Source organism: Campylobacter concisus (assembly GCF_003048835.2).
Taxonomy (GTDB): Bacteria; Campylobacterota; Campylobacteria; order Campylobacterales; family Campylobacteraceae; genus Campylobacter_A; species Campylobacter_A concisus_D.
In genome coordinates this window covers 1,108,679-1,126,669 of the sequence record NZ_CP060705.1, presented here as the reverse complement: position 1 = coordinate 1,126,669, position 17,991 = coordinate 1,108,679, and the positions used below count along the sequence as shown (strand labels likewise).

Annotated in this window: 19 protein-coding genes and 1 pseudogene; 12 read left to right on the top strand and 8 right to left on the bottom strand. The window is 33.3% G+C overall.

What is annotated here, in order from left to right:
- Nucleotides 1-12: 12 nt before the first annotated feature.
- From CVT08_RS10165 to rarD (CVT08_RS05610), 5 genes and pseudogenes are all read right to left on the bottom strand, one after another.
- A pseudogene (locus CVT08_RS10165) lies at nucleotides 13-1,223 on the bottom strand (McrC family protein).
- Nucleotides 1,195-2,937, bottom strand: a complete 1,743-nt coding sequence (locus CVT08_RS05625; protein ID WP_230855909.1) for an AAA family ATPase — start codon at nucleotides 2,935-2,937, stop codon at nucleotides 1,195-1,197. Before CVT08_RS05625 ends, CVT08_RS10165 begins: the two are co-directional and overlap by 29 nt.
- 39 nt (nucleotides 2,938-2,976) lie before the next feature.
- Complete coding sequence (locus CVT08_RS05620; protein WP_107856880.1) at nucleotides 2,977-3,429, bottom strand: aryl-sulfate sulfotransferase; 453 nt, start codon at nucleotides 3,427-3,429, stop codon at nucleotides 2,977-2,979.
- A complete protein-coding gene (gene rarD / locus CVT08_RS05615) occupies nucleotides 3,422-4,276 on the bottom strand; it encodes an EamA family transporter RarD (RefSeq protein ID WP_265094273.1) in 855 nt (284 codons plus the stop codon). Before rarD (CVT08_RS05615) ends, CVT08_RS05620 begins: the two co-directional genes overlap by 8 nt.
- A 16-nt stretch (nucleotides 4,277-4,292) precedes the next feature.
- Entirely contained in the window at nucleotides 4,293-5,180 is an 888-nt protein-coding gene (gene rarD, locus CVT08_RS05610; protein WP_072594294.1) for an EamA family transporter RarD, read from the bottom strand.
- Between the two features lie 141 nt (nucleotides 5,181-5,321).
- Here rarD (CVT08_RS05610) and CVT08_RS05605 point away from each other — a divergent pair, with 141 nt between their 5' ends.
- Nucleotides 5,322-6,662, top strand: coding sequence for a class II 3-deoxy-7-phosphoheptulonate synthase (locus tag CVT08_RS05605; RefSeq protein ID WP_107856882.1), 1,341 nt, complete (start codon nucleotides 5,322-5,324; stop codon nucleotides 6,660-6,662).
- A 133-nt stretch (nucleotides 6,663-6,795) separates the two neighbouring features.
- Here CVT08_RS05605 and CVT08_RS05600 read toward each other — a convergent pair whose 3' ends face one another.
- Entirely contained in the window at nucleotides 6,796-7,950 is a 1,155-nt protein-coding gene (locus CVT08_RS05600; RefSeq protein ID WP_107811806.1) for a site-specific integrase, read from the bottom strand.
- A gap of 738 nt (nucleotides 7,951-8,688) precedes the next feature.
- On the opposite strand from CVT08_RS05600, the gene CVT08_RS05595 reads away from it, so the two are divergent.
- The 11 genes from CVT08_RS05595 to CVT08_RS05545 all read left to right on the top strand — a co-directional run bounded on the left by CVT08_RS05595 (nucleotide 8,689) and on the right by CVT08_RS05545 (nucleotide 15,621).
- Complete coding sequence (locus CVT08_RS05595) at nucleotides 8,689-9,993, top strand: hypothetical protein (RefSeq protein ID WP_230855907.1); 1,305 nt, start codon at nucleotides 8,689-8,691, stop codon at nucleotides 9,991-9,993.
- Between the two features lie 26 nt (nucleotides 9,994-10,019).
- Nucleotides 10,020-11,006, top strand: a complete 987-nt coding sequence (locus CVT08_RS05590) for a type IV secretion system protein (protein WP_103596523.1) — start codon at nucleotides 10,020-10,022, stop codon at nucleotides 11,004-11,006.
- Nucleotides 11,007-11,015: 9 nt separating this feature from the next.
- Nucleotides 11,016-11,252, top strand: coding sequence for a TrbM/KikA/MpfK family conjugal transfer protein (locus CVT08_RS05585; RefSeq protein WP_103560454.1), 237 nt, complete (start codon nucleotides 11,016-11,018; stop codon nucleotides 11,250-11,252).
- The gene (locus tag CVT08_RS05580; protein WP_107857010.1) at nucleotides 11,249-12,487 is read left to right on the top strand and encodes a toprim domain-containing protein; all 1,239 of its coding nucleotides are present in this window, start codon (nucleotides 11,249-11,251) and stop codon (nucleotides 12,485-12,487) included. The genes CVT08_RS05585 and CVT08_RS05580 overlap by 4 nt, the downstream gene beginning before the upstream one ends.
- 1,234 nt (nucleotides 12,488-13,721) lie before the next feature.
- Nucleotides 13,722-13,907 (top strand): hypothetical protein, encoded by a 186-nt coding sequence (locus CVT08_RS05575; RefSeq protein ID WP_196380996.1) that lies wholly within the window; start codon nucleotides 13,722-13,724, stop codon nucleotides 13,905-13,907.
- Between the two features lie 10 nt (nucleotides 13,908-13,917).
- Nucleotides 13,918-14,157, top strand: a complete 240-nt coding sequence (locus CVT08_RS05570) for a hypothetical protein (RefSeq protein WP_103560451.1) — start codon at nucleotides 13,918-13,920, stop codon at nucleotides 14,155-14,157.
- Between the two features lie 10 nt (nucleotides 14,158-14,167).
- Nucleotides 14,168-14,542: a hypothetical protein gene (locus CVT08_RS05565; RefSeq protein ID WP_107832581.1), complete on the top strand. Its 375-nt coding sequence runs from the start codon at nucleotides 14,168-14,170 to the stop codon at nucleotides 14,540-14,542.
- 11 nt (nucleotides 14,543-14,553) lie between these two features.
- Entirely contained in the window at nucleotides 14,554-14,793 is a 240-nt protein-coding gene (locus tag CVT08_RS05560; RefSeq protein ID WP_103560449.1) for a hypothetical protein, read from the top strand.
- Between the two features lie 84 nt (nucleotides 14,794-14,877).
- A complete protein-coding gene (locus CVT08_RS05555) occupies nucleotides 14,878-15,129 on the top strand; it encodes a hypothetical protein (protein ID WP_103596519.1) in 252 nt (83 codons plus the stop codon).
- A gap of 11 nt (nucleotides 15,130-15,140) precedes the next feature.
- Entirely contained in the window at nucleotides 15,141-15,392 is a 252-nt protein-coding gene (locus CVT08_RS05550; protein WP_103596518.1) for a hypothetical protein, read from the top strand.
- The gene (locus tag CVT08_RS05545; RefSeq protein ID WP_230855906.1) at nucleotides 15,382-15,621 is read left to right on the top strand and encodes a type II toxin-antitoxin system RelE family toxin; all 240 of its coding nucleotides are present in this window, start codon (nucleotides 15,382-15,384) and stop codon (nucleotides 15,619-15,621) included. The genes CVT08_RS05550 and CVT08_RS05545 overlap by 11 nt, the downstream gene beginning before the upstream one ends.
- 260 nt (nucleotides 15,622-15,881) lie before the next feature.
- On the opposite strand, the gene CVT08_RS10160 is transcribed toward CVT08_RS05545, so the two are convergent.
- Nucleotides 15,882-16,331, bottom strand: a complete 450-nt coding sequence (locus tag CVT08_RS10160; protein WP_230855905.1) for a hypothetical protein — start codon at nucleotides 16,329-16,331, stop codon at nucleotides 15,882-15,884.
- A 206-nt stretch (nucleotides 16,332-16,537) separates the two neighbouring features.
- Nucleotides 16,538-17,320: a relaxase/mobilization nuclease domain-containing protein gene (locus CVT08_RS10155; protein ID WP_230855970.1), complete on the bottom strand. Its 783-nt coding sequence runs from the start codon at nucleotides 17,318-17,320 to the stop codon at nucleotides 16,538-16,540.
- Between the last annotated feature and the right edge of the window lie 671 nt (nucleotides 17,321-17,991).

The following is a 17,991-nucleotide window of genomic DNA, read 5'->3' as shown; positions in this document are numbered from 1 at the left end:
GCTTTTAGAAAGTTACGCTAGTAAATTTGCGTTATTTTCGTCTTTTTCAAGATCAAAATATAAAATTTCAAGCCACATTTCATCGTCGTATCTAAATTTCATAGTTTTTTGTCTTATGCCCTCTATCTTTGGATAGATGAGGTAAAGCTTGTCACACTCGTGTTTTTTGCCGTAGGCATAGAGTTGATATAGGTCGGCTTGTGAGATTTTATACTTTTCCTCGTTTTCTTTATTATCTTGCCTGATGATCTTCCATTTTGTATCGGCTATAAATTTATCTTTTAAAAATATGTCAGGTCTTAGTTTAAAGCTTTTTGGATATTCAACGAGGTGCTTTTCTGAGTGTTGTAATATTGTGCCTGGAAAGCTTTTCTTTATAAAATTTCCAACATAGCTTTCAAAGAGCGCATTCATATCAAATAGTAAGGCAAAGGCTAAATCATCGCCTTTGTGTGGAGTAAAAGAGTTGCCAAGCAAAAATATCTTACACCATAAAAGCGTTTGCTCGTAGTGCTTTATTTGGCGGTTTATAACAAAGTTAGTAAAGAAATTTTTATAATCATCGCACGTAGAAACTTCGTCAAACATAAATAAAAACTCGCGTATTTTTTGCTGGTTTTTACTAGAATTTGACTTTTTGTATAGAAATTTAAGCGTTGATTTTATGATCCTATTTATCTTTATATCGCTTAAAAATTCGCTGTATCCTACGTAAAACCGCTCTTTGTGGATGCTGTTTTTTTGATCTGCTCGTTTATATTTAGCTTCCCTTTTAGGAAATTTAGGTTCTCCTCTAGCGCCACATAGTCACTTTTTATCCCCTTTTTTACAAGAGCTTCAAGCTCGCATAAAAACATAGAGATGAAAATTTCCAAAAGCGGTAAATTTTGGATTTTTAAACTAGCTAAATTTGAGCTTTTAAATGGAAAATTTTTTAGCGTCCTTAGCATCTTTATAAAAACTGCTTTTGATCTTTCAGCGTTGGTTTTGTCTGCTATTTTTGGCAAAATTTCTATCGTTAAGCCGCTTTTTGTCTGCAAGACGCCGACATAGCTTTTAGCTTGTATAAATTTCCCACCAACTCCGCTTGCTATCCTTAAAAAAGGCGCATTTTCATCGCTATTTTTAAGGATAAAATTTTCTATATCGCAAAAGTCTTTTTTGCCTATAATGCGCTCATATATACGCTCAAACTCAGTAATTGTTATCTGGGTTTGCTTCATCTGCTTGGCTACTTGTTAAATTGTAAATTTTTAGATAGTTTTGCTCGACGTAAAAAGCTTCTTTGTCTATTTCGTATAAAATTTTATCGTTTATATAGTCAGTGCCGCTTTTAAATAAAGCATTTGCTGACTTCTTTTCTTTGATAAATTGACTATCGCCCAAAACAAGCCTTATTTTCTCCCAGTCGTCGTAAAAATACTCTTGCAGTAGCGGTAAAATTTTGTTTTTAAAGACATTCGCAAGCGTTTTTAAGTCTGACACATCTATAAAATAAGCATGCCCTATCGTGTGATCTCTGTCATAAAGATACTCTATACGCTCATTTATCGTTTTTAGCATTTCACCTACATTGATGCCTTCAATGATTGTTTCATTTAGCGCATCGTATTCTGGCATCATCTCCACAAACTCAAACCTTCTTCTAAGAGCCGTATCCATAAGGGCTATACTTCGATCTGCTGTATTCATCGTGCCTATTATGTATAAATTTGACGGCACTCCAAATTTCTCTTTTGAATATGGTAGCTCGACCATTATCTCGTTATCTGCGCCGAGCCTTTTTGACGGCTCTATAAGAGTTATGAGCTCACAAAAAATTTTAGAGATATTTCCGCGGTTGATCTCGTCGATAAAGATGGCATATTTTGGTGTGTTTTCATTAAAAAACTTTTGTCGCTCATCTTTTGGCAGATCGCAAAAATCCCTAAGTTTGCCTTTGTAATCACTAAGAAGCAAGGCGTTTTCGCAGCACTGATAAAAAATGCCTTTTGATATCTCATAAGTTATATCGCCATCTTCGTTTTCGTCATCAAATACTGGCTTTATACCCTCAACAAATTCCTCATATCCGTAGCTTTGGTGAAATGTTATAAATTTAAAATTTTCTTTAGTGTAGCTTGTGCCTACTTTTTTATCTTTTATCTCTTTGTATTTTTCATAAAGATCTATGGCTTCAGGACACTCATCATTAAGTATTTTTGTATCTACACACCATTCACTTTTCTCATTTTTCTCAAATATAAAAGGAGGGTCTTTTCTTTTAATATTTACATACTTACAATCCATTTTTGTATGAGACAGTAAAACTGTAGATATTGTCTGGTTTGGTTTTTTTGAATTTGATTTTATTGATTTTAATTTAAATAAAGTGTGATTTACTATGTCGTTATTTAACTTAACCCAACCACTATTAATATTTGAAATAGCTGCATCATATAATATGGCTGCAGCCACTTGAAACCAAGTGTAGTTTTCTATTTTTAACATTTCATATAGCGCGTCAGTGTCATCGTTCGATTTTACATTGAGATTTTGAGTAAAATTATCCATGATCTTTGAAAGCCTATATGTTTTTCCTGTTCCTGGAGGGCCATATAAAATTTGATTTAGTGGAAAATTTACCTTAGCTTTTTGTTGTCCATTGTTTTCTGTTGGCATCGTCTCTAATTTACCTTTTTTAAAATCTCTATAATAATTTACTGCACGCATATACTTATTAAAAGTTTGTTCATTTCTGCCCGTTTTTGTAAATTCTTGTTCTAAATATTTTATATCCGCATTATCATAATCGGAAAATGAATAAATTTTATTATATTCCAAAAAACTAATGAAGTTTTTTAAGTAAGAATGATAGGCTTTAACAGAGCTATTCTCCATATATTTATTCTTATCACAGTAGTCCTGAAAACCATCGTAATCTATAAATTCAAACACGCTTACTCCTTTAATTATCAAAATTTACCAAAGTCACTTTCACAACCCATCAAATTCTTTCTTTAGTTCGTCCCTTAGCTCTTCGGCTCTTTCTTCGCCGTTTTTTAAATTTGCCTTCACAAAGCCATCGATCTCGTCTAAAATTTCAACCAGTTCGCTCTCCCAGTTTGCATTTTCCCGCTTTAAAAGCACCTCGACCTTATCTCTTATCTGCTCTAAGGTATCAAGCGCTTTGTCCTTATCGCCAGCCCCATTTAGCGCATCTTCAAAGAGTATGTCTTGTCTTAGAGCGTTTATCTTTTTTTGTATGACATTGCAAAATTTAGGGTATTTCTCAGCGTTATTTAAATTTTGCAAAACCTCTTGTGCAGCCTTTTGATAGGCAGGCACCGCTCCTTCATCGTCGAGCTTTTTTGTGAGTTTTTGTATCTGAAAATATAAAATAAGCGCCGCAAAAAATGCAAGCAGCAAATAAATCGTAACGCTATTCATTTTTACTCCTTTTTCTAAATTTATCCACGCTAATTATCGCAAGCGCCAGCCAGATCATACAAAATGAGATGACTTTGTAGCCATCTAAAATTTCGCCGTAAATAAAGACCGCGCAAAGGATCGCGATAGTTGGTGAGATGTATTGCAAGTATCCGATCGTCGTTAAATTTATCCTTGTCGTAGCTGCGTTAAATGCGACAAGTGGCACGATGGTTACGATGCTTGAAGCGATCATTAAAAGTGAGTCCCCGTTTAGCCCAAAGTGGCTTTGCGAGTGAAAAACCAGCCATAAAACGTAGCCAAGCGCAAATGGAAACATAAAAAATGTTTCGATAAAAAGCCCGTTAAATGCGCTAATCTTCGCCATCTTTCTAACCATCGCGTAAAATCCAAACGAAAGTGGCAAGATGATAGAGACAAGTGGCAGGCCACCTTTGGCGTAAATTTGCACGCAAACGGCTGCGATGACGATGCAAACGGCTATGGCGCTAGCTTTGCTCAGGCGCTCTTTAAAGATGATGACGCCAAGGAGCATGCTTATCAAGGGATTTATAAAATATCCCAAACTCGTATCTAAAATTTTGCCGCTACCCACCGCATAGACATAAACGCCCCAGTTTATGGTGATAAAAATACCACTTAAAAATAGAGCCTTTAGCGAGCGGATATCCTTAAGAAGCGCAAAAATTTCGCCCATTTTGCCATTAATGCAAAGCACTGCCGCCATCAAGAAAAATGACCAGATGATCCTGTGGGCTAAAATTTCATAAGCATCGACATCTTTGCTAAATAGATTGAAATAAACCGCCAAAAACCCCCACATAAAAAAGGCGCTAAGCGCGAGAATAACGCCTTTTTGGCTCTCATTTAGTCTTGGTATTTTTGTCGCCTTTTATAGAATTTATACTATCTATCATCAAAAGCGTGACCGAAATGGCTAGACAGATCATCAAAAAGTATGAGCTTTTCTCCAGTCTCTCGCCGATGGCAAATGAGACAAAAAGCATCATTATAGGCTCAAAATATGTAAGCAAACCTAGCACATTTATCGGCACGAGCGTGCTTGAGAGGATCTGGGCGATGAGGGCTATGCCACTGATAGCACCAAGCAAGATGAGTAGATAGTAGATGTTTGGATTTTGGCTCATCACGTAGTTCATGTCGGCTGTGAGCGCAAAATAAAATGAGAATAAAAACATAAAAATTATCTCTATAACAAAGCTTGAGAAATTTGCAAGGTTGTAGTACTTTCTAATGGTAAAATAGACTGGATAAAGGCAAAAAACTACAGCGCTCTCCCACGAGATGCCGCCACTTATAACTGCTGTGCTAAAGACGCCAATGGCAGCGAAAAATATCGATGCTAACTTTGTTTTTGAGAGGTGCTCTTTGAAAAATATCCGTCCAAAAAGGACCATGACTATTGGCATGATGAGGTAGCCTATCGAGACTTTTAGCGCTGCGCCGTTACTTGGAGCCCAGAGATAGAGCCACATCTGAAATGAGACGATGAGCGAGGTAGCAAGCAAAACTAGTAAAATTTTAGGTTTTAGCTTTATTTTTAGAAGTAAAAATTTGAAATTTCGCTGCTGTTTTAACAAAAAAATGGCGGCGATGACAAAAGGCATGGCAAAGATCATGCGGTATCCAATAAGAGCTTGCGTGCTGATGGGGTTCATGAGCACTGACATGTAGTAGATGCAGTTAAATAAAACTGAGGCTAAAAGCGAATAAAAAATGCCTTTTATCATGAAAAATTTATGCTCTTTTTTGGGTAAATTTAAAGTAGCGATTGTATGCAAAATATCTTTAATATCCCATTAATGGCTTTTATTTTTTAAGTTTGCCGTGATATAATCAGCGCTAAATTAAGGTAAAAGATAGGAAAATTTATGACTTGGAACAGAGATAGTTGGAGAGAATTTAATATCTTGCAACAACCAACTTATCCAAATTTAAAAGAGCTAAAAGAGGCTGAAGAAAAACTAAAAGCACTTCCGCCTTTGGTATTTGCTGGCGAGGCTAGAAGTCTTAAAAATGAGCTTGCAAAAGTTTGCAATGGCGAGGCCTTTTTGCTTCAAGGTGGCGACTGCGCTGAGAGCTTTACAAATTTTAACGCAAACAACATCAGAGATATGTTTAAGGTCTTACTTCAAATGGCGATAGTTTTAACCTTTGGTGGTGGCTGTCCGGTGGTCAAAGTAGGCCGCGTAGCAGGGCAGTTTGCAAAGCCTAGAAGTAGCGATTATGAAGAGGTAAATGGCGTTAAGTTGCCAAGCTATAGAGGTGACATCATAAATGGCTTTGAATTTGACGAGAAAGCTAGAGTTGCCGACCCAAAACGCATGATAGAAGCTTACTATCAAAGTGCTTCTACGATGAACCTCTTAAGAGCCTTTTCAAGAGGAGGTTTGGCAGACCTTCATCAGGTGCATAAGTGGAATTTAGGCTTTGTTAAAAGGCCAGAGATCGGTGAGAAATACGCAAAACTAGCTGACGATCTAACAAAAACTCTATCTTTTATGGCAGCTTGTGGCATCACTTCGGCAAATACCCCAGCGATAAATCAAACAGCAGTCTATACATCTCACGAGGCGCTACTATTGTCTTATGAAGAGGCACTAACCAGGGTTGATAGCCTTAGTGGCGAGTGGTACGACTGCTCGGCTCACATGCTTTGGATAGGCGAGAGAACGCGCGGCATAAACGACGCTCATGTGCATTTTTTAAGTGGTGTTAAAAATCCTATCGGTGTAAAGATCGGACCAAGCGCAAAAGCTGAAGACGTCGTCGCACTCGCAAATAAGCTAAATCCAGAAAATGAAGCTGGCAGACTAAATGTGATAATCAGAATGGGCGCTGACAAGATCGGCGAAAATTTACCAAAAATTTTAAGAGAGCTAAAACGCGAGGGGTTAAATATCGTTTATAGCATCGATCCTATGCATGGCAATACCGTTAAAGCCTCGAACAACTACAAAACTCGTGAATTTAGTAAAATTTTAAGCGAGGTTAGAAGCTTTTTTGAAATTCATAAAGCTGAGGGCACAAGAGCAGGTGGCGTGCATCTTGAGATGACTGGCAAAGATGTGACTGAGTGCACCGGTGGCGCGCTAAACATCACTGAAAGCTCGCTAAAAGAGAGATACGAGACGCAGTGCGATCCAAGACTAAATGCTGATCAGGCTTTAGAGCTTGCATTTTTGATGGCTGATCTAGTTAAAAAAGCTTAAAATTTATAAGCTGAAATGCCGTAAAATAGGCATTTAAATAAATAAAAAAGGGGTGAAAAGTCATCTACTTTTTTAAATTAAATTAGTATATTATAGCATATTTTTATCAAAAAGTGTCTATTTTTTTAAAATTTTAAATTGCTATATTCTTTAAAAAAGTTGCTCTTTGCCTAGTATCTTTTGGTAGATATTTAGCATAAGAGCGATAGGTCTCATTTAAATTTTTATGACCCATCATTTTACAACCAACCCACATCGGCTCCTCGCCACGACTTAACATTACAGAAGCGAATGAGTGTCTAGTATCATAAAGCTTATGTATTTTAAAGCCAAGGGATCTCTGCAAATCATTAAATTTTAATCTGATAACTGCTCGTGAAAGAGAAAAAATATTTTGATTAATATCGGTATAATCGAGTTTTATCAGTTCATTATAAACAATATCAAGCATATCGATTGTACGATTGCTGGATTTAGTTTTAGGAGAATCCAAAACACCTAGCTCCGATAGAGTTTTATTAATACGTATCTCCTTATTTTGAAAATCCAAGTCATTAAAAGTCAAAGCCAAAATCTCGCCAGTCCTAGCCCCAGTAAAGAATGCAACTATTAAAAATAAGCGTAGCTCGCCCTCGGCATGTTTTATAAGTTGCAAAATCTCACTTAAATTAAAAGGGGTAAAATCACCATTGTCGGCATTATGTAATTCTTGTTTGAACCTAGGTATATAGAATGGATTTTTTGAGATTATATCATTGGCAATAGCATAACGAAAAACCATTTTAAAAAAAGAGCAATACCCATTAATTGAGCTATCTTTTAAGCCCTTGTTTTTACAAAATTTTACAAAATCAATACTATCCTGCCTTTCAAAATCGGACAGGTAAAAGATGTTTTTTGAATGCAGAAAATCGATAACAGCCTGACTAGCAACATTATAAAACCTGATTGTTTTATCCTTTAAAAAGGATTTTTCATTAAGCAATCTATAAATAATCCCCTCAAAGCTAAACTCACTAGTATTTTTAATAGGCTCCAGCTTTTGCTCCCCTTTTCTGATTATGCGATCAGTTTGCATATCCTCGAGCTCATAATATTTGCTCTTAGCAAGTTCAATATCCTCTTCAGAGCCAAGAAATAAATTATAGTTTTTTCGAATAAAATCAAATGCTAAAGGGGATTTTTTCAGTCCAGTGGCACGGCGAATTCTTACGCCATCCTTTTGATAGTCAATATAAAAACGATTATGCTTAATATATATATTTCTATTTTTTTCTAAATTTTTCATGCGGTGATTTTAGCAAAAATTTAAACATAACACAAAAATTTACTTTAAATTAATTTTATTATTTAAGATTTTTAAAAAAGAGTATTTATATCTTTTAAAGCTTAAATAACCATATAAAGGGAAATAAATATTAATAAATGCTTAATATACCTTGCTTTAATGGCTTTATTTTACAAAATGTCCTTTTATTTGTTATTTTTATTTTAAGTTATAAATAAAAAGAATTAATTAAAAACACCAAAAAATAGGGATATTTTTAACTAAGGAAAAATTAAATAAAAAGTTTAATATTTTACAAAATGTCCGCCACGCTAAACACTAATATATAAATACATAAAATTTAAAAAGGGAAAGAAATTTTTTTATTAGAGATGTTGTTAATAAGAAAATTTAAATTTTAATAGAATAAGTAGAAGCTTAAAAATTTTTTAAAGTTATTTTATGTTGTTTTGAGTTTTTAAATTTTTTATTGTTTTGTAGGTTGAAAAAATTTAAGAAAGGAATTAGCGTTTAAATTGATTTTAAAGGGGTGTGTTGGCTTTTTAAAAAAATAATTTAAAGAAAGGATAGCATTAAACACTTATTTTTTTGATTGTAGAGCATTTAAAGATTGATTGTGGCTTTTTATTAAATTTAGCTTAAAAAAATAGTTGTTTTTATATATCACTTTTTTTAAAAGTTAGTTGAATTTAATAAAGGGTAAAATTAATTAAATAATCTATCGTTTAAGGAAAGAAAATGGCAGAAGAGCTAACTCAAGATCAATTGGCTGAATGGAGTTATCTAAAAGAGCAAGAAATGGTGATGCCATCCGAAGAATTAAAACAAAGCAGTGTAAAAGAGCAGGTGCTAACATGCAAAGAAGCTATCGATAACACAGGAATTTTTAAAAGCAACGAAACAGGTGCAGTAGCATGTGCCAGAGAATTTTATACAGCTTATGGTAGCAACGACGATAATGAAGTAAGAGAAGCTATTAACAATATCTATAAAACAGACATAAGTGCAGAAGATCTCAACAAAATTAAAACACTCACGATAAGAGAAATGGATATGGATTTGAAAGAGAACTTCGACAATGAAAAAGAATACACAATCCAAGATATAAATCGTAAATTTATTTTTGAAACAGCAGAATTAAAATTAAATAAGAATTTGAATGAAGCCGTTAATACCCTAGAAGAAAAAGAAAAGATAGATGAGCAGATCAAGGCAAAAGAAGCTGAGTTTAATGAATTTAAAAGTCCAAAAGAAAAGAGAGACTTTGTAAGCGATAAGCTGAATGAAATAGATGGTAATGACACCCTTAAAAGTAGCCTTGAAATTTTAAAAGAAAAAGAAAAGATAGATGAGCAGATCAAGGCAAAAGAAGCTGAGCTAGAGAATAAAAATGAAGCCAAGCAGGATGCCACAATTACAACAACACATTCACAAGAAAGAGAAGCAGAACAAGAAGACTGGAGCAGGAAAGCTGATGAGCTGGAAAACCAGCACGAAAAAGAGCTTGAAAAATTAAGAGATGAACAATCTAGGCTTGAAGCCAATTTTCAAAAATCAATTGACAATCTGATGAATAGTGGCGATATAAAAGACATAATGACTGCTCTGCAGGAGATGGATAGAAGTCTAGAAATGATGATGCGACAGGGCAAAGAAGAAAGCGAAACAAAAGAACGCCAGCGACAAGAAAAGCTAGAACTAGCCTTTGATAGTCCCAAATTTAAAGATGCAGTTGGGGATCTGGTTAAAGAAGTTTATAAACAACGCAAAGAAGTCAAGGGCGGTTTAAAAGAATTAGAAAACGAACATGCAAACTACGCAAAACTAAAAACAACGTATGAAAAAGAAATTAAAAAAGGGCTTGATGTAAAAGGATACGAAAAATTAAACAAAATGTTGAATGAAGTAGAGAAAGAAACGCCAAATTTTAAAAATAGTTATCCTAAATTTTATAAAAAAGTTAATGATAGTTTAGCGCAGAGTAAGGAAAAAATACTAAATAAGACAAAAGAAAAAGACCAAGAACAAAGCAGGAGCTTATAAAAAATGAGTAAAAAAGGGAAAAAATAATGAAAAGAATGATTATATCAGTTGCCGTAGCATCCTCACTATTTTTAAGTAGTGTTAATGCTAGCGGTATACCAACTATTGACGTAGCCGCGATAGCCCAACAAGTTATGGGATACACCCAAACACTGAAAGACTATGCAGAACAGATCAAACAATATGAGCAAATGGTTAAAGATACACTAAATTTCGAGAAACAAATGCAAGAGCTTGGTGTAGATATGAACAGCGTTTATGAGATATTAGGCGATGCACAAAGTTTAATAGCGCAAATGCAAAGCATATACGAAGATGTAAAAAATTTGCCAAAAGACATAATGGGGGATATAGCAAGAGTTAAGACAGCCTGCTCATTCTTAGAACAAAACAGCCAATTTTTTAGTCACTCAGTAAAAGCATCAGGCAATAAACTAGCAAATAAGCTAAATAGATGTACATTTGCACTACGTGATGGAGCAAATATAAGCAAGAGCATAGAAGAATTAACTCAAAAAATGAATAAGGCAGTTGACCCAATAGAACGAGCAAACTATCAGGCACAGATCAGTAATATTAAAAATGCGGAAAGGTTTTTGCAAGAGAGGGATAATATAGAGAAAACAAACAATTTATTAGCATTTGAAGACACATTTCATAATGGTGATAAAACGAAAGAGTATACAAGAGATAGAATGAGAGATGATTTAAAACAGCTATCCAAACAATTAAATAAGGCTAATAATCAAAAGCAGGCTCAAGCATTAACGAATACTATACTGCTTAAAATTTTAGAAAATATGCAACAGCAATATGAGCTAAATATCAATTACACCAGCGCAATGGCATCGAGCAGACAAGCCATGAAAGACGATAATGCTAGAGATTTAACACCAGATAGCTTTAACCAAAAAGTTGTTGAATATAAGCGAAATGATGCAATATTTGACCCAGAAACAAAGCAAATGCCAAAAGATGAGCTAGGGCTTCCAAAATTTGTATTTTTTAAATAAGGAGTAGAAATGAAAAAAATAGTTTTAAGTATTGTTGCCATAACAATGTTTGCAGGTAGTGCAGTAGCACAGGAAATAACAGGAGATGCAAAGCTGGCATGCGAAGCATTATTGTGCTTATCAAGCCCAACAAGACCGAGCGAATGTGCTCCAGCACTTAAAAAATATTTTTCGATAACAGACAAAAAACCACACAAACAAGCAAAGAAGCGTGAGAACTTTTTAAAATTATGTCCTAAACAATGAACAAAGAAAATTTAGTCGAACTCCCACTAGATGAAATTTTAAAGAATAATGGCTACTTTGAAAAACGAGAGAAAAGTAGCCAAAATTACAAGACACTCACAAACAACAACTCCGATACAATTATCATAACGAGAAAAAGCAACGGACACTATTTATACTTTAACCCAAGCGATGATAATGATAGGGGAAATATTTATAATTTCGCCAAAAATCGTGGCGTATCAATAAAAGATTTAATAGATGAAAATATAATAAACGATGTAAAGACATTAAAAAACAATACTAAAAAAATAATAAAACAAAAAGAAAATGATAGTATTATAGTAGAAAAATTTAAAAAATTAAATAAGATAGATGAAAACTCGTTTTTGACTAGCAAAAGAAAAATTAAAAGCGATATCCTGATAAAATTTAGTAGCCTCAAGCAGGATGAAAAATTTAAGAATGCAATAGTGCCAACATATACATTAAGTGTATTAGAACTAAGCAGTGGCAAAAGAGAATTTCTAAAGCAGACAGGATATATAAGCTACTTATCGAAGCCTTTAACGCAGGATCAGCAAGGAAAGGCATACGCTAAGCCAATAAAACAGCTCTGCAATGGAATAAAGGGGCTTGAAATACTCAAGGCAGACGAAGCACACAAGAATCCAAAGGATTTTAAAAATATTGTAATCTGTGAGAGCATGATAGATACATTATCATATTGTGAAATAAAAGACGTAAATTTAAAAGAAACACTCCTATGCTCAACAAATGGTCAAATATCGGCAACGCAAAAGGAAGTCATAAAAGCATTGACAAAGCTGGCACCAAATGCAGGAGTTGTACTAGGATTTGATAATGACGAACGTGGCAAAGAATTTACAAAAGCGATACTAGAAATAGTACCAAATGCGAGATCAGCCAAACCAATCCTAAAGGACTTTAATGATGATTTGGTAGCAGGCACAGCATTAGGTATAAGTAGTAATAAAATTAGTCTCGACAGCATAACAAAGCCTTTAAAGGAGTTTTCTCGGCAAGTTGAGTATTTGTCAAAGAAATACGACTTTCTCGAGCCAGATGCTAAGAAAAGTAAAATAAAAGACCTATACGCCCTTAATATTGAAAAATTTAGAGAAATAGAACCAAAGATCAAGACATTACAGGGAATGAGAGAAGGCTATAAGCGACTTAACTTGATAAACGCAAAAATTGAAAAAGACTACGAAAGATCATCTAAGACACGATAAAAAACAGCCATCTGCTTTTTAGACTTTAAGCTTTAAGTAAGTATTGATGAAGTTAGGTTTAGCCCCTTTGTATCGGCATTTGTAAGGCTTTTAAGTAGTAAGAAATTTTACATTTTCTCGTCAATAGTTCAGGATTTGGCTAGTCAGGATAAAGCTATGGTTTTTAGACTTTAAGCTTTAAATAAGTATTGATAAAGTGATGTTTATCCCCTTTGTGTGGGAGTTTGACGCATTGTTGAGTAAATTTATTTTTACAAATTGTCCGAAATTTTATGAGCCGTAATCGAATGCAAGCCATCTGCTTTTTAGACTTTAAGCTTTAAGTAAGTATTGATGAAGTTAGGTTTAGCCCCTTTGTATCGGCATTTGTAAGGCTTTTAAGTAGTAAGAAATTTTACATTTTCTCGTCAATAGTTCAGGATTTGGCTAGTCAGGATAAAGCTATGGTTTTTAGACTTTAAGCTTTAAATAAGTATTGATAAAGTGATGTTTATCCCCTTTGTGTGGGAGTTTGACGCATTGTTGAGTAAATTTATTTTTACAAATTGTCCGAAATTTTATGAGCCGTAATCGAATGCAAGCCATCTGCTTTTTAGACTTTAAGCTTTAAGTAAGTATTGATGAAGTTAGGTTTAGCCCCTTTGTATCGGCATTTGTAAGGCTTTTAAGTAGTAAGAAATTTTACATTTTCTCGTCAATAGTTCAGGATTTGGCTAGTCAGGATAAAGCTATGGTTTTTAGACTTTAAGCTTTAAATAAGTATTGATAAAGTGATGTTTATCCCCTTTGTGTGGGAGTTTGACGCATTGTTGAGTAAATTTATTTTTACAAATTGTCCGAAATTTATGGCAGGCGACCTGCACTAGAGTGCTGGAACGCCAGAGCCGAGCCTAGGTCTCGGCTCTTTATGGTATTAAGCGGGGATACCCCGCAACGCCCCGCAATATAGTAGCATCGCTAAAAGCGATGTGTAAAATTTAAAAAGGGGGAAGAAAAAAAGCATAATGTAACTTAAAAAAATGCTTAAATATTATGTTTGTATTTTTTTATTATTTTTATTTCATAGATTATTTTTTTACTACTGAATATTTTAATTATATGATATTCTATTATTTATTATTTTATTATTTATTAAGTTTATTTTGGATATAATCTTATTATAAAAAGAAAGGATAAGAGATGAAAGCAAACAGCATAATTAACCTACTTAGTCAATACGGAAAGATAAATGGCGATGAAAAAGCATATATCGATGCAAAGAAATGGTGTGGTATACGAAGCCATGTTAAACGACACGAACACAACTAACGTAGTTTATGTTACCTACAATAAAGGCGAAAAGACCGAGTTTACATCATTTTGTGAGTCACTAAGAGCCACAAAAGATGTTATAGAGCAAAATATAAGAGAAAATAGATAAGGAGTAGAAGATGAGAGAGATATTTATGAGCTACTGCAGGCATGAAATGACGCTAAAGGCGTTAAAAGAATGCAAATGGTTAGGGGATTTGGATGACGACAGCGAAGAAGTCATAGCCGAATGTGCTAGGCTTCAAAAGTACATAATTGAGCTAGCAGACGAGTTTGGTTGCGAAATTACAAATAAAGAAGATGTAATTAAGAGCATAGAAGACGAAAAGTCAAATTTACTAGCAAACTTAAATAATTAAGGAGTCTAAAATGCAAAAATTTAAATCAAATGACAGAATAGTCCTAAAAAAGGACATGGATAGACCACTTGATAAAACCGAGTCTATCTATAGAGTAGTAAATTTTTATAAATCAAGAGATGGTGAATATTACTATGAGATGGAATTAGCCGAACCAGCAAGCGATTATCTCAATAACATGGCACTAAATCAGGAGTATGTGGAAAAAAACTACATCAATATGGATGAAGTGTATTGGTATTTTGAGAAAAAAGATATTGAAGGTGGCTGGATCAAATATGATGATCGCAGGCATACATACAAGGAAATAAGAGAAACCTTGGCTAAAAGTGGGTTTCTAGAGAATGTGTATCCGATTTATGCAATAGGTTTTAAATTGCCATAAAAGGGACAAGCATGAATAGAGATTATAATAAATTTGAGAGAGCAAATGAAATAATGAATGAGCTAATTAAAGCTCCGCTCCCACTAGAGTCAAGAGAGCTTGCAAACATAAGTGATAGAGAGCTCTCGTTTTTAAAAAGCAGTGTTAGGCTAATGGTTGAATACTTAGACTCCCTTGGGTGCATGATATGGCACGACGACGAAGTAGTGTGTCAGATCGACGAAGAAGAGCAAAGAAGAGCCAGAGTATGATAAAGCTGGTCGAGAAACCAAATAGCCTTATAACGTAAAATTTTATACAATATGTTATAATTTTTCTTAAAAAAAGGATTTACAATGAAAGTAAATAAGGTTTTGATAATTACAGCAATAGCTGGATTGTTTTTTAGTGGATGTGCAGAGTTTCAACTGCCAAAGGTACAAAAACAAAAGCACGAGTTGAGTGACGAAGAATGTGAAATCATTTTAAAGAAATACAGAAATACCGAACCAAGCACATCAGACGCATATAATAAATTGAAGTATGACGCATATGAATGTAATACTAGGTATAAATCACCTATAGTTATTCCAGACTTTGAAAAATAGAGAGCAAACACATGAAAACTATAACTATTACAGGCGAAAATTTAAACCAACAAATTATCCAAGCTATAAAAAACGCTGTCGCCAAAGCCAGCAATCCAACATATACGATAAAGTATATCAACACATCGAAAAATAAGATCGACAGCGAAGCCTTGCAAGACATTGAAGATGCAAAGCTTGGAGCAAAGCTTTATTCTGAATATTTGGCTAGCGGAAGCAAATCAACCTCATGGGCTGATATAAAGAAAGAAAATGGCTTATAAGATACGATTTAGCGATTATGCTAAAGAGAAGTTTAATGAACTTGACGGCTCAATCAAAAAACCAATTCAAAAGTTTCTTGATCGACTCGAGGAAAGTGATGATCCACGCAGTAGCGGAAAAGGATTAACTGAGAATTTGAGTGGATTATGGAGATATAGAGTAAAAAACTATCGCTTGATATGTTTTATACAAGATGAAGAGCTTATAGTACTTTTTTTCTCGACATAAGTAAAAGAGATGAAGTTTATACCGATAGGAATGTAAAAAAAGTATTTTTAAAGAACGTGCCAACAAAATAACACATTTTTAATATTTACTATCTTAATTTTTTTATAAAAAAATTACTACTATTCTTAACTTTTTATTAATTTTAATTATATGTAGTTTTTGTTATATATTTTATTATTTTTAGCAAACTATCAAACAACAATCAAAGAAAATTTTTAAAATAGTAGATAATAGCATTTATCTACTACGATCGTTATTTTTCATTTTGAGTTTTTATCGTACGAAGAGTAAGCATTTAAGCCCATAGTCTCACGTTCCGCCAAAACATCCTTATAAAGCCTACGCTCATTTTTGATCCTGATAAGTCGTTCGTTAGCCGTAGTATCAAGCATAGATACACCTTTAAAATACTCTTTTAAAAGAAAATCGTCCTTACTAATTTTTTCAGATTTTAATAGCTTATTTTCAATATATGAAAAGCGTTTTTTGCAAATGTCGGCTATAAAATCTTTATTATCATCTAGTCGCTTTTTAAATTCATTTTTCTCAGTATCGCCAAGCTCGGAGTGATGTAAAATATAAAGGCTTTGATCTAAAATTTCAAGTTTTTTATTAAGTTTAAAAAGACTTTCATTGCGACCCAAAAGACGTGTAGCAACTAAGCTATCATCAAAGTATTTTTTAGCATTATCATCACGCCCACGAAGCACAGCAATAGATCGTTTTTACCTTTTTAGAAAATAACCAGTCGGCTTTTACTAGAGCCTTTGCCGTGCGGATAAATTTTGTTAAAGTTATAACTAAAATTTTTCAAGTAATTTAAGGGTATCAGATTGATCCTTGTAGTGAGCCAAATGCATATCATTAATCTGAGTAGCTTTATATGAAAGACTATCAAGCTTTTTAATCTCTTTTATTAAATCCTTACGTTTTTTTGAAGTAATATTTTATTATTCTCCTTTAGCTCCTTCCCCAGCTTAAAACGTTTTTTGCCCTTTTTCTGAACGTAGAGTAAAAATTGCCTAGTCAGCTCATCATTGGCTTTTTTTAGTAAATCAATCTCATCATTCATAGCCTTAATACGGCTGGAAGTTGCATTATATTCTATCTTATTTTTTTCTTGCATTTGCTCGTAAAATTCTAGTGTTTTATCCTTTGCCGTATAGCTATCCTGCTCGAGGTTGATACTAGATTTTATTTTAGAAAATTCTTTTTTTAAATCCTTATGCATAGCGTTTTTATTTTCGTATTTTAACCCTCTTGCACCAAGCGAATAGGCAAAATCAGTGCGAACTTCGTCGAAAAAATCTTTAATCTCGTCACGAGTATCAAAATGAATTTTACGCCTAGTCATATCATTACGCTTGTTAAGAACTACATGCACGTGTGGGTTATTTTGATGTGTGTGAAGCACCAAAGCATACTTATGCCCCATAAAATTTCTACTTAAAATTTCACTAACACTATCAACTAGAGCGTTTAGTGTTTTTTCGTCATTGCATGGCTCATTGATTGAGAAAATAAGATGCCAAGCGTCTTTTGAATTTTTATTTGTGCCAAAATCCTTACTCCAATTTTTCATAATTTCGTCACTGCTTACTCTCTCCCCTTTTTCATTGATGGCAGAGCCATCAATTGAGTTATTGAGAGTGTAGTCAATACATCTTTTAATACTTTCACGTGGTAAATTTGAAATCATCTTCACAACAGATTGTTTTGTATTTTTTGAGAAAGAATTTTTAATCGATGAAATATGGCTCGAGCTAAAAGATATATTTTTGTGCTCATTTATTGAATTTTTTGTTCGCCCAGCTCTGATAGTTTTTTAAAAATTCATCCCATTGTGCTTCTGTCCTAGCCAAAATAAAAAAACTCCAACTATTTAAAAGATTTGTAATGATGTTAGTGTAAGTAAAGTTAAAAATATAATGCGAGAAGATAGGCAGGATAACCCCTTTTTATATATCACTTTTTACACTAAACGCCGATATAATCGGCTTTATAGTGTGATTTTTTTATTCTTTTTACAAAAGAATAAAAAAATAAAAATAAAAATCTCATTTTATTTTTAAATAATAATAGTAATTAAAAAGAATATTTGTAAAAATATAAAATAAGTAAAATAAAGATGATAAGAAAAATTATATTTATAAAAATAAATTAAAATAGAATATATAAAAATTGAAAATATATAGTCAAAGACACAAAAGATAATAAAAATAAAAATACATATAAAGTGACATTTTTGTAAAAAGAAAATTTATAAAAATAAATGAAGTGCCAACGCTACTTTAGAAAAATTAAAAAGTAAATAAAAATTAAAAACTTATATCATATTTTAGAACTCCCATAAAAACATACATCTTAAAA

Coding starts and splice junctions, on each gene's coding strand:
- CVT08_RS05620 (WP_107856880.1), bottom strand. CDS start 3,429: ATGAATAGCGTTACGATTTATTTGCTGCTTGCATTTTTTGCGGCGCTT.
- rarD (WP_072594294.1), bottom strand. CDS start 5,180: ATGATAAAAGGCATTTTTTATTCGCTTTTAGCCTCAGTTTTATTTAAC.
- CVT08_RS05605 (WP_107856882.1), top strand. CDS start 5,322: ATGACTTGGAACAGAGATAGTTGGAGAGAATTTAATATCTTGCAACAA.
- CVT08_RS05600 (WP_107811806.1), bottom strand. CDS start 7,950: ATGAAAAATTTAGAAAAAAATAGAAATATATATATTAAGCATAATCGT.
- CVT08_RS05595 (WP_230855907.1), top strand. CDS start 8,689: ATGGCAGAAGAGCTAACTCAAGATCAATTGGCTGAATGGAGTTATCTA.
- CVT08_RS05590 (WP_103596523.1), top strand. CDS start 10,020: ATGAAAAGAATGATTATATCAGTTGCCGTAGCATCCTCACTATTTTTA.
- CVT08_RS05585 (WP_103560454.1), top strand. CDS start 11,016: ATGAAAAAAATAGTTTTAAGTATTGTTGCCATAACAATGTTTGCAGGT.
- CVT08_RS05580 (WP_107857010.1), top strand. CDS start 11,249: ATGAACAAAGAAAATTTAGTCGAACTCCCACTAGATGAAATTTTAAAG.
- CVT08_RS05575 (WP_196380996.1), top strand. CDS start 13,722: ATGAAAAAGCATATATCGATGCAAAGAAATGGTGTGGTATACGAAGCC.
- CVT08_RS05570 (WP_103560451.1), top strand. CDS start 13,918: ATGAGAGAGATATTTATGAGCTACTGCAGGCATGAAATGACGCTAAAG.
- CVT08_RS05565 (WP_107832581.1), top strand. CDS start 14,168: ATGCAAAAATTTAAATCAAATGACAGAATAGTCCTAAAAAAGGACATG.
- CVT08_RS05560 (WP_103560449.1), top strand. CDS start 14,554: ATGAATAGAGATTATAATAAATTTGAGAGAGCAAATGAAATAATGAAT.
- CVT08_RS05555 (WP_103596519.1), top strand. CDS start 14,878: ATGAAAGTAAATAAGGTTTTGATAATTACAGCAATAGCTGGATTGTTT.
- CVT08_RS05550 (WP_103596518.1), top strand. CDS start 15,141: ATGAAAACTATAACTATTACAGGCGAAAATTTAAACCAACAAATTATC.
- CVT08_RS05545 (WP_230855906.1), top strand. CDS start 15,382: ATGGCTTATAAGATACGATTTAGCGATTATGCTAAAGAGAAGTTTAAT.
- CVT08_RS10155 (WP_230855970.1), bottom strand. CDS start 17,320: ATGATTTCAAATTTACCACGTGAAAGTATTAAAAGATGTATTGACTAC.